Genomic DNA, 15,920 nt, shown 5'->3' with positions numbered 1-15,920 from the left:
CCCTGTTTTCTTCTCGCCTTACCCTCGACCTGACTAATCCGGGAGTTATTTATGAAACACAGCACCACCGTGCCTGTTAACGCATTACCTTCGGCAGAAAAGTACGCGGGTAACGGCCCCGCTTACCAACGTCGCTTTCATGTGATGGCGAAACCCACCGGCTCCGCCTGTAATCTCGATTGTAGCTACTGCTTCTACCTGCACAAAGAACACTTACTCCAGCAGGAGAAGCGCTGCTACATGAGCGATGAAACGCTGGAAAACTTTATCCGCCAGTACATCGACGGTCAGGATGGCGAACAGGTGGTCTTCTCCTGGCAGGGCGGCGAACCGACCCTAATGGGACTGGAGTTTTTCCACAAAGTGGTGAAATTCCAACAGCAATATAAAAAGCCCGGCCAGCGGATCGAAAACGATCTGCAAACCAACGGTATCCTGATTAACGATGCCTGGGCTGAATTCCTCAAAGCGAATCAATTCCTTGTCGGCCTGTCGATTGACGGCCCGCGAGAGTTGCACGACCGCTATCGCATCACCCGCAGCGGCAAACCAACGTTTGATAGAGTGATGGCCGGCGTCGACGCCCTGAAGCGCCACGGCGTTCCATTCAATGCGCTGGTCACCGTCAACCGTACCAACGCCCGTTTCCCATTAGAGGTTTACCGCTTTGTTACCCGCGAACTGGGGGCGACCTACGTGCAGTTTAACCCCTGCGTCGAACCGGTGGACTTTACCCAAACCGCGCCTCATTTCTGGCGTGATGACAGCATCCCCACCGTCGGTAGCCGCCGCGCGCGCCCCGGCGATTTAGACTCCATCGTCACCGACTGGTCGGTCGACCCGGACGATTGGGGACGCTTCCTGATCGCAACCTTCGAAGAGTGGGTGAACAACGACCTTGGCCGCGTACAGGTCAATCTGTTCGAAACCGCCGTCGCCCAGATGATGGGTCTGCCGGCGCAAATTTGCACCACCGCGGAGTTTTGCGGCAAAGGGCTCGCGGTCGAGAAAAACGGCGACGTTTTCTCCTGCGATCACTACGTCTATCCGGAGTATCAAATCGGCAATATCGCCGATAACAGCCTGGCGCGAATGGCTTTCTCCGAACGTCAGCAGGCTTTCGGTATGGGTAAATGCGACACGCTGCCCCAGCAGTGCAAGCAGTGCCCTTACCTGAAGCTTTGCCACGGCGAGTGCCCGAAAAACCGTCTGGTGCTCACCACCGACGGCGAAGCCGGTTTGAACTATCTCTGCCCGGGCATTAAAGCCTTTTTCAACTATGCCGAGCCGATTCTGGCGGGCATCGTCACGCTGGTGAAACGAGATTTTAAAGGAGTTAGCCGATGAACCTTCGCGATAAAATGTTACAGCTGGAGCAGCGCATGAATGCGCAGGTGCTCGGCCAGGAAAACGTCGTGCGAATGCTGCTTATCGCCCTGCTCTGTGATGGGCATATCCTGCTCGAAGGGCTGCCGGGGCTGGCGAAGACCCGCGCCGTCCGCGAGCTGGCGCGACATATCCTCGGCGAGTTTCGCCGTATCCAGTTCACTCCGGATCTGCTGCCCTCGGATATCACCGGCAGCGAGATTTATCAGCAAAATGCCAGCCGCGAAGAGGAGCAGTTTCGTTTTCGCCCGGGACCGGTTTTCGGCAACGTGATTCTGGCGGACGAAATCAACCGCGCCTCGGCCCGCGTGCAGTCGGCGCTGCTGGAGGCGATGGAAGAGCGCCACGTCACCGTGGCGGGCAAAAGCTGGCCGCTGCCGGGCGTGTTTATGGTGCTGGCGACGCAGAACCCCGTCGACCAGGAAGGCACCTGGCCGCTGCCGGAAGCTCAGCTCGACCGCTTTCTGATGAAAGTACTGGTCGACTATCCATCAAAAGAGCATGAGCGGCAGGTGATGCAGCTGGTTCGCGCCGAGCAACAGGCGAAATATGGCGTAGCGGCAAAAACCGCCCCCGCGCCAGAAGCGGAATCACTGCGGTTCAGCCAACAGGAAATTGCCTCCTGCTGGCAGGAAATTAGCGCCATCCACGTCGCGCCGATTGTCGAAACCTGGATAGTCGAGCTGGTCAACGCCACCCGCCAGCCTCAGCACATCAGCGAGCAGTTAGCCAGCTATCTGGCTTACGGCCTGAGCCCACGCGGCACCTTAGCGCTGGAGCGCTGCGCCCGCGCGCAGGCCTGGCTCGCGGGACGTGACGCGGTTCGCCCGGAAGACGTGCGCTTTATCGCGCCGGCGGTGATGCGCCACCGCTTGATGCTGAGCTATCAGGCCAGCGCCGATGGTTGCAGCGCCGACGATGTGATTACCATGCTGCTGAACGCCGTGGTGATCTAATGAACGAACTCTGCGTGAATCGCCAGATGCTGCTCGACCTCGCGCCGCAGGCGCGGTTGATGGTTAACCCACCGGGACAGATCCCACCAGGGGCGTTATCCGGCGAACGCGCCTCCCGCCAGCAGGGCCGTGGGCTCAATTTCGACAGCCTGCGTCGTTATCAACCCGGCGACGACATACGCATGATCGACTGGCAGACGACCGCCCGTCTACGTACGCCGTGGGTGCGCCAGTACAATGAAGAGCGCGAGCGCCCGGTCTTTTTGCTGGTCGACCAACGATTAGATATGCATTTCGCCACCCGCGGGCAAACTAAAGCCAGCGCCGCGGCCAAAACCGCCGCGCTGCTGGCCTGGCGTAGCCATCACGATGGCGATCGCCTCGGCAGCCTGGTATTTAACGATACCACGTTGGCGCTACACCCCTGCCGCGCCCCGCGTAGCACTCTACCCGCGCTGCTGGATGATCTGACGCATTACAACCAGTTGCTGGCGCAGCAATATCCTCTCGAGCCGGAGCGTACGCAGACGCTTTCGCAGGCGCTACAGCGCGCGGTCAGCACGATTCCGCGCGGCGCCTGGGTTGCGATCCTCAGCGATTTTCACGATCTCGACGCCCAAGCGAAGGCCATGCTGGCGCATCTGCGCCGTCGCTGCGAGGTCAGCGCATTTGTGCTGTTCGACGACTTACACCTTCGCCTGCCGCGCTCCGGCACGCTGGCCGCCTGCTACGGCGGGCGCAGCGCCAGCGTCACCCTCACCTCCGCGCTCAGCGCCGATATTCGTCAACACATCATCGGTCGGCTGGCGCGTCAGCAGCAGCAACTCAACCAGTTGGGTATTCGGGTTAATCATCTGACGGTAACTCAGGACCTGCTGCGCCAGTTACAAAAAGGGCTTTAAATGTTTGAGAAAGGCTATGCGGTGCCGGAGCTACTAACGCCCGCGCTGCCCCCCGCCCCCAGCTGGTTTCCGCTACCAATCGGCTGGCTGATTCTGCTCGCGATTGCCGTAGGCCTGGCGGCGCTGTTCCTGCTTATCCGCTACGCCCGCTGGCGGCGCAACCGCTGGCGACGAGAAGCGCTGCTGGCGCTCAATCATCCGCATACCGTCGATAGCTGGATGCAGCTGATTAAACGGGTGCAGCTGGTCCACCAGCCGCGCCAGATGGTTAGCCAAACGCTGGTGCCGGAAGCCGTGCTGGCGTCGTTGACGCTGGATGCTGACCTGCGCGACCAGCTCATCGCCCGCTACTGCCGGGCCGACAACGCCCTGAACGACCAGCAGACGGCGCGGCTTCGCGCTCAGTTGGCGCAGTGGCTAAAGGAGCTTCCACATGTCTGAATGGCTCGCCCACATTGATTTCGCCTGGCCCTGGGCCGCGCTACTGCTGGCTCTGCCGCTGCTCACTCGTTTTCTCCCGCTACCGGCAAAAGCCACCGACGAGCGCGTGCGGGTACCGTTTTTACCCTCGCTCATTGACGCGCTACAGCTCGATACCCGGCCAAAACGCGGAAGTGGGGCCAGCGCCGTGCTGTTCTGGCTTATCTGGTCGCTGCTGGTTTGCGCGCTGGCGCGGCCGGAATACCTGACGCCGCCGCAGTACGTCAGCAAGCCGATGCGCGACATCGTGCTGATCCTCGATGTCTCCGGGTCAATGGCGAAAAATGACGTCCAGGGCGGTAATACGCGCCTGCAGGCGGTACAGCAATCGGTGCGCAAGTTTGTCGCCGCCCGCCAATCCGACCGCATCGGCATGGTCATCTTCGCCAGCAAAGCCTGGCCCTTCGCCCCGATAAGCGAAGATAAACAGGCGCTGCAAACGCGCATCAATCAGCTAGCGCCGGGCATGATTGGCCAGCAAACCGCTATCGGCGATGCGCTGGGCGTGGCGGTTAAGGTACTGGATAATGGCCCCGATAAGCAGGCCGATAAGCTGGCGATTTTACTCACCGACGGCAATGATACCGCTTCGCAGCTGTCGCCTGAACTGGCGGCAAAGCTTGCTGCCGACCACCATGTCCGGGTTCATACCATCGCCTTCGGCGACCTCAGCGATACCAGCAAAGACAAAGTCGATTTGCCGCTACTGCAGCGCATCGCGAAAACCACCGGCGGCCAGAGCTGGACCGCCGCGCATTCCGGCAGCGCGCTGGATAGCGTCTGGCAACAAATCGACGCCCTCACTCCGGCGCAGGTCAAAAGCCTCGGCTGGTCCTGGCATCAGGCGCTCTATCCGTGGCCGCTCGCCGTCGCGCTGCTATTGCTACTGCTGGCCGCCTGCGGCCGTGTCCTCAGGGAGAAAATGGCATGAGCGATTTTCACTTCCTCTATCCGTGGCGCTTAACCGCGCTGCTGCTGTGTCTGCTGGTGGCCTGGCTTCCTGGCTACGGCGCTTCCGCCTGGTCAACGCTAATGGATAAACCTTTTCGCGCGTTGATTATTCAACGCCGTCGCAGGTTAACCCGGCTGCTGCCGTGGCTACTCACACTCGGTGTCATCGCACTGGCGGGCCCAAGCTGGCAGCGCGAACTCCCGGCGGCGCTGACGCCGCAAAGCAACGTGATGGTGATTCTGCAGCAGGATCTGGCGATGTATGCCCAGGATCTTTCCCCCTCGCGTCATCAGCGCATGCAGCATAAAATCTCCGCGCTGATGCAACGGCAGCCCGGTTCGCATTTCGGTCTGGTGGTCTACAGTAGCCAGGCCTTTCTCACCACGCCGTTAACGCAGGATCCGCAGTTTTATCAGCTATTTCTCAACGCCCAGTCGCCCTCTTTGCTGCCGGAAGGTAGCGGTTCCGCCCTGCCGCAGGCCGTCGCACTGGCGTTAAAAAATCTGCCTACAGACAAAGACAGCCCGCGTAGCCTAATCCTCGTTGCCGATACCCTGTCGCCTGCCGATGTCACCTGGCTGAAAGGGCAACATCTACCGCTGCAAATTTGGGTCCCCGGCACCGCCACGGGTGGAACGCTGCCGGATAAGTACGCCAGCCTCGGCATCGATACCCGACTAAACGTCGATCGTTTCCGTCAGCTGCGCGACGCCGGGATCCCGGTGACGCTGGCCAGCGATGATGGCTACGATCTGCCGATCATCGCCAGCCACATTCAACAATCGGTGACTCAGCAAAATAACGCCCGCGAGGATCTTCACTGGAAAAACAGCGGCTACCTGTTGATTGCGCCGATGCTGTTTCTGCTGCTGTTCTGGCGACGCCAGTTACTGATGGTAGCGCTACTATTTCCCGCGCTGCTGTGGTCGCCGCACAGCGATGCCGCCTGGCTCGATGCCTGGGTTCGCCCCGATATTCAGGGGCAGCACGCCTTTCGCCGCGGCGACTACGCCGCTGCCGCCGGGCATTATCGCGATCCGTTATGGCAAGGTATCGCCTGGTATCGGGCGGGCGACTATCCTGCCGCCGCCAGCGCGTTTCGCGCCGCGCCGCCAACCGCGGAAACCTTGCTGTGGCTGGGCAACAGCTATGCTCAGCAAAAGCAGTGGCAGCAGGCGCTCGACAGCTACGATCGCGCCCTCTACCTACATCCTGACTGGTCCATGGCGCTGCAAAATCGCGATAAAATCTCGCAGATTGTGATGGGCATTCGCCAGCAAGAGCGCGAGCGCCAACAGGCGCAGGGCGATGCGATGGACGATGGCCCGGATAAGGTGGTCCACGACCTGCAGAAAAACCAGGGCATCAATCAGCAGCAAATCGGCGCTATCGCCGGGGAGAGTCCGCAGGTTAATCAATGGTTTGATGCGCTGGAGGTTTCGCCAACGGGGCTACTGAAAAGCCTGTATCGCAACGGCTCGGGAGATACCACGCCATGAACAAAGCGCTACTTTTTCTGCTGGCCGCCACCCTGCCGGCGCATGCGGCGATGGACATCACCCGTGAACTGGAAGCGCCGGCGCAGATCGTCCCCGGCCAGCCGGTTCGGGTGGCGATCACCTGGTGGACCGATAGCTGGTTTAACCCGCCGCCGCAGTGGCCCGAGTTTGCCGTCAAAAACGGCGAACTCCTGAATACCGCGTTGCCTTCACAGCTGGTGACGCGCAAGAAGAACGGGATCGTCTGGAGCGGCATTCGCCTTGAACGTCAGATCAGCGCCTGGCAGCAGGGCGTGCTACGCCTGCCGGCGATCGACATTACCGCGACCTCCGCCAATCAGGCTCCGGTCACGGTACATCTTCCGGCGCTGGAACGCCCGGTAAACTGGCCGGCCAATACCACTCAGGCGGACCATTTTTTACCGGCCAGCCAGCTGACGCTCAGCCAGCAAATTCAACAGTACCACGCGGGGAAAGACGCCACGCTGAGGGTTGGTGATGTCGTTGACCGTATCGTGACCGTCGAGGCGCGGGATGCGCTACCGGGGCAAATTCCACCGCTGCTGTACGCCATTAGCGGTAGCGAAAGCCAGCGTCTGGCGCCGGTCAGTGAGGCATTAAAAAGCGAGCGCGGCGATATCATAGGCGCTCATCGGGTGGAGCGGCTGCGTTATCTGCCCAGCCATAGCGGCACGCTGACGCTACCACCGATTAGCTTGCGCTGGTGGGATACCGTTAATCATCAATGGCAAACGGCAAAGCTGGCGGGAGAAACGTTGAACGTCGCCGCGGCGCGACAGGGCGGCGCGGAGCAAGCGCTGCGCGGTACCACGGGAATGGTCACCTGGCAGAGCCTGATGTGGATAGTGATTGCCGCCGCCGCGGTCGGAGGCGGATGGTTTGGCCGCCGCTGGTGTTATCGAACGCTTCTCGGCATTAGTCGACGCTGGCGGCGTTTCTGGCAGCCGCAGCCGTTACCACCGCTGGCCCCTTAGGCAATTTTCCGTGGCGCAGGGAGCGCACAGAGGGCGGCCCGTCGCCACCAGGGATTTTCCCGGAGGCGGCGCGTTGCGCCTTATCCGGGCTACCAGACGGCCCGGCGGCGTTTTTTATTTCGCCTGACACTGCGCCGGGTCGTATACCGTCTTCCAGTCCTGCTGCATATCGACAACCGTCCAGCCCTTCTGTTTCGCCTCGGTCAATCCTTTCACCAGCTTGCCGCTGGCGGAAGGATGGCTGTCGTAGGCATACTCCCGCGCCGCATCGGTATGGTGTACCAGCAGCTCGAAGGTTTTATAGTTCGGGTTGGCTGCGGTGTACTGTAGCATCGCCAGATCGCCGTCGCTGTTGCCGAAAGCCGCAACCGGGCGCTGACCCATAAACAGGTGGATCGCCACCGGCTTGGCCGCGGCGTCATCATTAAATGCGCCTTTCATCGTTTTGCGAAGCTGGGTGCCATTGTCCGTCAGACTAAATTCGCTGAGCGCGAACGAACCGATAACCTGCTCCGGAGGGATACCGTACATTTTCTCCGATACCACGCGCATGAAGTCAATTCCACCGCCGGAAACGATCCACGTTTTAAAACCATTGGCGCGCAGATAGTCCAGCAACTGGCGCATCGGCTGATATCCCAACTGGTCGTAGCGACAGCCGGTACGTTTATCCTGATGGCTGTCAAACCATGCGCTGACCCGCTGACTAAACTCTTCGGTGGTCATGCCGCTATGGGTTAACGCCAGCAGCTTGAGCAACCCTTTTTCGCCGCCCGCCGCTACCGTTTTCAAATCGTTGTTCAGTACCGCCGCCACCAGCGGATCCTTTTTCCACTCCGGATGTTCGGGCACCAGCCGTTTCACTTCATCCACCGCGAACTGTAGTTGGAAAGTCAGCGGCGCTTCCGGCCACAGGGTGCCGTCATTATCAAAAACCACGTAGCGCTTATCCAGCGGAATAAAGTCCGCCCCGCCTTCACGCGTCGCCCCCTGCACCCATTGCTCAATCGCCTGTTTAGCAGGGGTATCTTTCCATGCCGGCAGCATATCGGTGGCTGCCGCGCTGGTGAAGCTCAATAGCACCATGCCGAGCAGTACTGTTTTTTTCATTGTTTTTCCTTCTTATTCCACCGCCAAAAACCAGACCTACTTCAGCATGGCGGCAATCTTCTCAAGCGTCGGTTTAACCGTCGCGTAAAAATGGCGAAAGCCAGGACACAAATAATTGAGCCCTTCTTCGCCGTCCGGGGCGCGCACGATGCGGTTTTTCGGGCATTCGCCCCAGCATAAATTCAGATGCGGGCAGCTTTTGCAGTAGGCGGGCAGCGTCTCTTTCTTGCCCATGCCAAACACTTTCTGCCGCTCGGAAAAGACCATATGCGCCAGCTTATGCGCCTTAATATTGCCAAGCTTATATTCCGGGTAGACGTAGTGATCGCAGGAGTAGACGTCGCCGTTTTTCTCAATCGCCAGCGCCTTGCCGCAAAACGGCGCGGTGATGCATAACTGGGATGGAAGCCCCATAGTCTGTACCACGGCGGTTTCGAACAAATTTACCTGCACGCGGCCCAGATCACAGGTCACCCACTCATCAAAAGCTTCGGTCAGAAAATGCCCCCAATCGTCCGGATCCACCGACCAGTCAGTGACGATTGAATCCAGATCCCCCGGTTTCGCCCGGCGGCTGCCGGTGATGGGGATCGTCTCTTCGCGCCAGAACTGCGGCGCGGTAGTTTTAAACTCGGCGGCCTCTACGCAGGGCGTAAACTGGATATAGGTGGCGCCGAGTTCGCGGGTAAGAAAACGATATACCTCGCGCGGGAAACGGGCATTCACCCGGTTAACGACTGCCAGCGCGTTGAACGGCACGCCGTGGCGCTTCAGTGCCGCGATCCCTTCCATAACCTTATCGAAGGTCGGCTTGCCGCTGCGCGTCACGCGGAAGCGATCGTGGATCTCGCGCGGGCCATCGATCGATACCCCGACCAGGAAGTTATGCGCCTTCAAGAAGGCGGCCCACTTATCGTTAATCAGCACGCCATTGGTCTGCAGATCGTTCTCAATGCGCTGGTGCTTCGGCTGATATTTCTTTTGCAGCTCAACGACCTTTTCGAAAAACTCCAGTCCCATCAGGGTTGGCTCGCCGCCCTGCCAGGAGAAAATAATCTCTTCGCCGTCCTGGCTTTGGATGTACTGACGAATGAAATTCTCCAGTACCTCGTCGCTCATTCCTTTGTCGTGCGGCTGATGTAAAAGCTGCTCTTTATGCAGATAAAAACAGTATTGACAGTCCAGGTTGCAGGTGGAGCCGCTGGGTTTCGCCATCATGTGATAGCGGCGTTTATAGGCGGGCAGATAGCGCCCCTGGTTCTGTAATGGCGTTAATGGAATGGTGGTGCTTTTTTTCATCGACCAGAACCTATCTCTAGAATGCTCACAACAGCAAAAGGCCCGGACATCTCGCCCGGGCCAACGTCATTTTAATTACCGGTCGGCATCGCCAACTGGAACCCTTCTTTTTGTAACTGCTCGCGGATATTACTAAAGCGTTGATACTGCGACAGGGTAATCGGCCCACTGTAGGCTTCGCTCTGCGGCTTACGCGGCGGATACTCGACGTAGGTTTTCATCAACTTAGTGATGGCTTCATTGAAGGTCACCAGCGTCCAGGTATGCTCGGTATAGTTGTTCATAAAGATATCGTAGCGTTCCTGCGGATCCTGCCAGAGGTCGAAAATCTGCGGCACCGTTGCGACATACGACTCCGGCCCTTTCCAGCCGAGGTTGGAATCCACCGCCAGGCCGCCGGTTTTCGCGCCGTTATCGCCGCGCAGGTTAAACACCGCCTTATAGTGACCGACGCGCGCCGCCCCCGGGGTCAACTCATTTTCAGTGAAGTAGAACCAGGAGGTACGCGGATCTTTACCGGTACCAAACAGTACCGGTGAAATATCGTAGCTATCGAAGATAATCGGCTGCCCGGCACGATCTTTGGTGGGTAATTTAATCCCGGCCACCGAAGCAAAGGTCGCCATCAGATCGAGGCCGCCAACGATATCGTGGTTACGGCTGTGCTCTTTAATCTTGCCCGGCCACCAGGCGATAGCCGGAACGCGGCTGCCGCCCTCGCGGTCGGTGCCTTTGGTGCCGCGGAATGGCGTATAGCCGGCATCCGGATAGACGTCCTGCCAGGCGCCGTTATCGGTGGTCCATACCACAAGGGTGTTTTTATCGATCCCCAACTCGCGCAGCTTATCCATGATATGGCCAACGCGGGCATCCATTTCCACCATCGAGTCGGCGTATTTGCTCTTCGACATCGACTTGCCGACGTAATCCGGATCCGGCATGTTCGGCTGGTGGTTCTTCATAAAGTTGATGCTCATGAAGAACGGTTCGGAAGATTTTGCGTTTGCTTCGAGATAGTCCAGCGAGGCCTTCTCGACGTAGCGGTCGAAGAATGGGATCCCGACCACGCCCTCTTTGCCATCAACGACCGGGGTATTCACATACTGGCCGTTAATTTTGAACTCTTCCTTCGGCGCTTCGCCCGCCTTGCCGGAGAGCGCGCCGCGGGTGACACGGGTAAACATTTCACGCAGTTGCGGATCCATATCCGGGAACCAGGTCGGGTCGGCATAGGTATAGGCGTTCAGGTGGTAGAGGCCGACGTATTTCATTTCGTCGTAGCCCTGAGCATTAGGTAACGCGTAATCGGCTTCGCCGAGGTGCCACTTACCGGTAAAGAAGGTTTTATAGCCGCCGGTTTTCAGTACCGAGGCCAGCGTCCACTCTTCTTTCGGTAAACCGCCGCCCTGCCCCTGGAAAGCCACGGTGGTCATACCGCTGCGGTTGGGAATGCGCCCGGTCTGCATCGCCGCGCGGCCCGGCGTACTGCTCGGTTGACCGTAGAAGTCGAAAAAGGTCATCCCCTCATCGGCCATTCTGTCGAGGTTTGGCGTCGGCATACCGCGGCCTTCGCCGCCGCCGTAGACGCCGAGGTCGCCATAGCCGGTATCGTCAGAGACGATCAGGATAATATTGGGCTTCTTTGCCGCACCATCGCTGGGGCCAGCCGCATTTTGATCGGCGGCATTGGCCGTCGCGCCGGGTAATAACGAACCGGCGGCAAAAGCCAGCACGCCGATACCCTTGTATTTTTTATTCATCTTCAAACCTCATTGCTCAGCATGCGCCTGATTTAACTTACGATTTGGCTAATATCAGGCAGGCGTTGTCAGATTCGATAAGTCTCAATATGAGATGAGCGACATCGGCAAATGTTGTTGTCGCTACTGAGGCGATTCCGCTTAAGTGAAGTAGAGAAAGCAATAAAAATCCACAGGTTCTGGTTTTATTTTTTAATTAATGCAAAGCGAATCACTATCACCGTTTCGCTAAAGAAACCCGCCGCAAAAGCAATATTATCATTCAATATTTAAGTGGATTCTTAGTTACTAAAAAAAGAAGCCCAACTACCCACTAAAACAGTCTAAGTGAGTGTTTTAAAAAGAGCGATAGATCAGTCCGTTAACGGACTCTAAAAGTGATGCCTGCTATCTGGCGCCAGCTTTTAAATTTAGATATTTTGTATCAGGCGTAATTCCGCGCCATTAAAATATAAAGTATCGCCACTGCAAAATAGCAAAGAGTAATAAAGCGGTAGAGTTAAGCCCGGAGAGAAGATGAGTCGTATTCAAACGCCCTATTCCCACATCATCGATGAATATAATAAGATGATTTCAAAGAATATAAAGGCGATAGACTCATTAAGTCATAGCAGTAATATACGCCAGATTGCCGATGATACGTCTTTCACCCTGAGTACAGGCGAGATTATTATTGTTCTTGAGGGCGTTATTGCCGTTGAGATGCAGGAGCACAACTTTATTCTCGCCCCAGGAAAAGCGAAAACCCAGGCGAAAAAGTTGTTTCAGGTCGGCAAAGGCATCAAAGGAATGTTTTTTGGTATTGTCGAAAGTTATGGCCCGGGTATTCAGCTGCACTATACCGCCAAAAAAAATGTCAAAGTGTTCAGCTGTAATCTCGAATACTTTGAGAAACATTTTACCCAGCCCGATAAATTTACCTTCCTGATGAACATGATGGCCATCACGCTGGCGTTTTTGCTCGATGCGCACGACGAAAGAGCTATTGGCACCCGCTATTTTGTCATTCGCTCCATGATTTATCGCTATCTCAAGCAGAAAAATGAGGGCGTATTACACGACCCGAGCCTGGCGAACTTTATCCTGCGACGCACAAAAATGTCGCGTAGCTATCTGTTTCAGGTACTTTCCGATCTGAAAAACGGCGGCTATATCACGATGAAAAACGGCGAGCTCGTCGATATTGTCAACGAGCTGCCGGAAAAATATTAACGCCGTTGGCTTAACTCTTATCCTGCCCCCGGCGCTTAAACTGCCCGGCGTCGATGTCGTACAGCTTCATCTTGCGCCACAGCGTGGTACGGCCAATATTCAGCAACTGCGACATCTCCTGTACCCGACCGCTGGTCACTCGCGCCGCCTGGATAATCGCCTCTTTCTCGATGGCGCTGAAGGAGAGACTTGATGGCAGTAGCGATGAGGACGCCTCGCTACCCGGCCGGGTTGAGAAGAGATGTTCGGGAAGATTGCTCAGGCGAATATGCCCGTTATCGCTACTCATTGCGATATTCTCAATAATGCTATTGAGTTCAAAATCGTTGCCCGGCCACGAGTAGGCGGTCAGTTGGGCCAGCGCGTCGTCATCGACCTTCAGCCGCGATGAAAAGCGTTTCTCCAGCCGACGCAGACGGCTATGCACCAGCGAAGGAATACTGCCGCGTCGCGCCCGCAGCGGCGGAATGACTATCTCAAACGAATGTAGCGCATAGTACAGCTGGCGGCTAAAGCGGTTCTGCTCCACCAGGTTCGCGAGGTCGACGGTGGTGGTGGCGATCACTTTCACATCCACCGGAATCAGCCGCCGGGCATCAAGACGCGTCAGCACGCCCTGTTTTATCACCTGCAGCAGCGCTGACTGCAGCTCGGGGGCCAGATACTCTATTTTTTCCAGGAACAGCGTGCCGCCGTTGGCCAGCTCAAGGCGGCTGAGGCGGCCATTTTCATCGTCGGTTGGCGCGCTGCCCATAAAATCCTGGCCCAGTACGCTGTCGGCGTACAGCTGGCAGTTAACCGAAATATATGGGCCCGGCGCCCGCTCGCTTTCGTTATGGATCGCCTGGCTCAGTAATTCTTTACCCACCCCTTCCTCGCCGCACAGCAGCACCGGGAAAGCGCCGCGCGCCGCCTGGCGGCCAAAGTGGATCAGCCTACGGGTTTCCGGGTCATCCGCCGACATCTGTTCGAAGGTATGGCTCACTTTGCCCAATTGGCTGGTCATTAATTGACGCATCTGCTCCACCGGGTGGAGCAGTAAAATGAAGCTATTGCCCTGCTCTTCCACGATAGGCTTCAGGGTGATCACCGCGTCGATAAACTGATGCTGGCTCTCGAAGGTCACTTCCACATGATTAAGCCCGCGGGCCTGTTTAATCGCGCGGCGCAGCAACGCCGGCAGGGTCAACAGCTCATTGATATTCCGCCCCTGGCTGGCCTGGGTATCGAGATGCAGCAGCGTGGCCGCCTGCACGTTGAGAAACTGCAGCACTCCCTGCTCGTTCCACGCCATCACCCCGTCGTCCATACTTTCCAGCAGGCCGTACATTTGATTAAGGTGGCGGTTAGATTCCGCCAGCAGGCTGTCGGTAAGCAGCGAGTTACCCACTTCGCGGGCGATGGCCAACGTCAGCGACAGATCCGCCGGGGCCCACTCTTCGCGCAGGCAGCATAGCGAAATCGATCCAAACAGGCGGCCATGGTTATCGAACACCGGCGTCGAACTGAACGACCAGCGCCGCAGCGCCTGCTTAAAGTGCTCGTCGCCCGCGGTGTTGACCGGCTGTCCGAGCATCGAAGCCAGCGACAGCGCGCAGGTGCCGATAATGCTCTCCGCGCAGTAGCTGCCGTCGCGAAATCCCAGTTCCGCCAGCTGTTCCAGGGTCTGCGGATTGCCACAGCGGCTCAGAATACAGGCCGACTCATCAAGGATGAACAGCGCGCAGGAACGGTTGGCCATAAACTCCCACGCATCTTCCAGCGCCGCCTGGCCGATGGTCAGCAGCGCGGTTTTGCGACGGCAGATCGATTCAAAGGTCAGCCCCTGCGCCTGATGCGGCGCCTGCCAGGTTTCACGCTGCATAAATTTGCTGCAGCGATGCCACGACTGGCTGATAACGGCTGAAACTTCATTTTCCGCACCCTGAGTCTGAGCTGTCATATCCCTTTTCCGCTGGAGTTAACACAGTTAAAACGACAAAACCCTCCGGCAGCGGCTGCCGGAGGGAGGAGTTGATGCCGCAATGCGCCGCGGCATAGAACCTTGTGAAAGACTTAACGCGCCAGCCACTGCTGCCCAAGCAGGTCCGCGGTAAGGATGGCGGCGTAGACGCTATCCGCGGTGACCGGGAACGGCATATTGTGGATGGTTTCGCCTTCCGCGCAGGTGGCTTTCGCCACCGCGTGGATTTTGCTTTCGATACCCTCTTTCACGCCCATCTGGGCAAGGGTGATCGGCAGGCCGACTTTTTCACAGAAGCCCATCACGGTTTCGATCTCTTCCAGCGGGCTATTTTGCAGTACCAGCTGCGCCAGGGTGCCGAAAGCGACTTTTTCGCCGTGATACAGATGGTGGCACTCTTCAAGGATGGTGAAACCGTTGTGAATCGCGTGCGCGCCGGCCAGGCCGCTGCTCTCAAAACCGATACCGCTCAGATAGGTGTTGGCTTCGACAATACGCTCCAGCGCATCGGTCACCACTCCAGCCTGAGCCGCCAGGCGTGCTTTTTCGCCTTCCGCCAGCAGCGTATCATAGCACAGGCGCGCCAGGCTCAAGGCCGCCGCCGTGGACTGCCCGCCCGCCATGCTGGTGGCTCGCGCATCGAAGCAGGCCTTGGCTTCAAACCAGGTGGAGAGCGCATCGCCCATCCCGGCCACCAGCAAGCGTACCGGCGCTTTGGCGATAATCGCCGTGTCCATCACCACCATATCCGGGTTTTTCGGGTAGATCAGATACTCTTCAAACTCGCCCGCCTCAGTGTAGATAACCGACAGCGCGCTGGTCGGCGCATCGGTTGAAGCAATTGTCGGGATCACCACCACCGGCAGCTTCTGGTAATAGCCGATCGCCTTCGCGGTATCGAGGGTTTTCCCGCCGCCGATACCCACCACGCCGCGGCAGCCGTGCTGCTTAAGAATGGCGATCAGGCGGTTGATTTCCGCATGGCTGCACTCGCCGTTAAATCGTTCCGCATGGCAGCTAATATTGTGGCTATGCAGGCCGTTCAATACTTTGTCGCCCGCCAGCTTCATCACGAAGTCATCGGCGATAACAAAAAAGCTGTCGGCCAGGTTTTTAGCGTATTCGCCAAACAGCATGGCGGCATCAGGTCCCTGGAGATATTTGGCTGGAGATTGAATAACTTTTAGCATTCCTTTCACCCTCAAATAAGTGCGTATGTTGACACGTGAGCCCAGGCCGTCATGCCGCGGCGCCTGATATCAATGGCGCTTACAGCCACGCTGCCGGAGCGATGCATCCACTGTAGGGCGAGCCGCGGCGAAAAAAATTTTTCCCTTTTTTGTTCTGTTCTGAAACAGATAAAAAAATAATGCGTTTCACATTGAAACAATGTGACTGAGAAAGCG

Annotated in this window: 13 protein-coding genes; 8 read left to right on the top strand and 5 right to left on the bottom strand. The window is 57.7% G+C overall.

All coding sequences use genetic code 11. The annotated features are described in order from the left end of the window. The first annotated feature begins 51 nt into the window (after nucleotides 1–51). Genes ABLV08_RS12750 through ABLV08_RS12720 form a run of 7 tightly spaced genes read left to right on the top strand, consistent with a single transcriptional unit; the run spans nucleotide 52 to nucleotide 7,170 of the window. Entirely contained in the window at nucleotides 52–1,347 is a 1,296-nt protein-coding gene (locus ABLV08_RS12750) for an anaerobic sulfatase maturase (protein WP_047039150.1), read from the top strand. Further along, nucleotides 1,344–2,342, top strand: a complete 999-nt coding sequence (locus tag ABLV08_RS12745) for a MoxR family ATPase (RefSeq protein ID WP_045387422.1) — start codon at nucleotides 1,344–1,346, stop codon at nucleotides 2,340–2,342. Before ABLV08_RS12750 ends, ABLV08_RS12745 begins: the two co-directional genes overlap by 4 nt. After that, the gene (locus ABLV08_RS12740) at nucleotides 2,342–3,244 is read left to right on the top strand and encodes a DUF58 domain-containing protein (RefSeq protein WP_015369614.1); all 903 of its coding nucleotides are present in this window, start codon (nucleotides 2,342–2,344) and stop codon (nucleotides 3,242–3,244) included. The genes ABLV08_RS12745 and ABLV08_RS12740 overlap by 1 nt, the downstream gene beginning before the upstream one ends. Next, a complete protein-coding gene (locus ABLV08_RS12735; protein ID WP_047039145.1) occupies nucleotides 3,245–3,685 on the top strand; it encodes a DUF4381 family protein in 441 nt (146 codons plus the stop codon). Beyond that, nucleotides 3,678–4,655, top strand: coding sequence for a VWA domain-containing protein (locus ABLV08_RS12730; RefSeq protein WP_348855915.1), 978 nt, complete (start codon nucleotides 3,678–3,680; stop codon nucleotides 4,653–4,655). The genes ABLV08_RS12735 and ABLV08_RS12730 overlap by 8 nt, the downstream gene beginning before the upstream one ends. After that, the gene (locus ABLV08_RS12725; protein ID WP_348855914.1) at nucleotides 4,652–6,175 is read left to right on the top strand and encodes a VWA domain-containing protein; all 1,524 of its coding nucleotides are present in this window, start codon (nucleotides 4,652–4,654) and stop codon (nucleotides 6,173–6,175) included. The genes ABLV08_RS12730 and ABLV08_RS12725 overlap by 4 nt, the downstream gene beginning before the upstream one ends. Next, a complete protein-coding gene (locus ABLV08_RS12720) occupies nucleotides 6,172–7,170 on the top strand; it encodes an oxygen tolerance domain protein (RefSeq protein ID WP_348855913.1) in 999 nt (332 codons plus the stop codon). Before ABLV08_RS12725 ends, ABLV08_RS12720 begins: the two co-directional genes overlap by 4 nt. Before the next feature lie 114 nt (nucleotides 7,171–7,284). Here ABLV08_RS12720 and ABLV08_RS12715 read toward each other — a convergent pair whose 3' ends face one another. The 3 genes from ABLV08_RS12715 to ABLV08_RS12705 form a co-directional block, all read right to left on the bottom strand. Then, on the bottom strand, nucleotides 7,285–8,280 hold the full coding sequence (locus ABLV08_RS12715; protein ID WP_348855912.1) for an HAD family hydrolase: 996 nt from the start codon (nucleotides 8,278–8,280) through the stop codon (nucleotides 7,285–7,287). 36 nt (nucleotides 8,281–8,316) lie between these two features. Next, a complete protein-coding gene (locus tag ABLV08_RS12710) occupies nucleotides 8,317–9,579 on the bottom strand; it encodes an anaerobic sulfatase maturase (protein WP_015369608.1) in 1,263 nt (420 codons plus the stop codon). Nucleotides 9,580–9,650: 71 nt separating this feature from the next. Then, on the bottom strand, nucleotides 9,651–11,339 hold the full coding sequence (locus ABLV08_RS12705) for an arylsulfatase (RefSeq protein WP_015369607.1): 1,689 nt from the start codon (nucleotides 11,337–11,339) through the stop codon (nucleotides 9,651–9,653). Between the two features lie 516 nt (nucleotides 11,340–11,855). Between ABLV08_RS12705 and ABLV08_RS12700 the strand changes: the two genes are divergently transcribed. Beyond that, nucleotides 11,856–12,551, top strand: a complete 696-nt coding sequence (locus ABLV08_RS12700; RefSeq protein ID WP_015369605.1) for a helix-turn-helix domain-containing protein — start codon at nucleotides 11,856–11,858, stop codon at nucleotides 12,549–12,551. A 10-nt stretch (nucleotides 12,552–12,561) separates the two neighbouring features. On the opposite strand, the gene dhaR is transcribed toward ABLV08_RS12700, so the two are convergent. Next, nucleotides 12,562–14,493 carry a dihydroxyacetone kinase operon transcriptional regulator DhaR gene (gene dhaR / locus ABLV08_RS12695; protein WP_020077890.1) on the bottom strand — a complete coding sequence of 644 codons (1,932 nt, stop codon included), beginning with the start codon at nucleotides 14,491–14,493 and terminating at the stop codon, nucleotides 12,562–12,564. A 113-nt stretch (nucleotides 14,494–14,606) separates the two neighbouring features. Beyond that, a complete protein-coding gene (locus ABLV08_RS12690) occupies nucleotides 14,607–15,704 on the bottom strand; it encodes a glycerol dehydrogenase (protein ID WP_007372182.1) in 1,098 nt (365 codons plus the stop codon). Nucleotides 15,705–15,920: the final 216 nt, after the last annotated feature.

It is taken from the genome of Klebsiella sp. CN_Kp088 (assembly GCF_040064335.1).
Taxonomy (GTDB): domain Bacteria; phylum Pseudomonadota; class Gammaproteobacteria; order Enterobacterales; family Enterobacteriaceae; genus Klebsiella; species Klebsiella aerogenes.
Note: the sequence above shows the minus strand (reverse complement) of the source record. Positions and strands in the feature narration are given on the sequence as shown.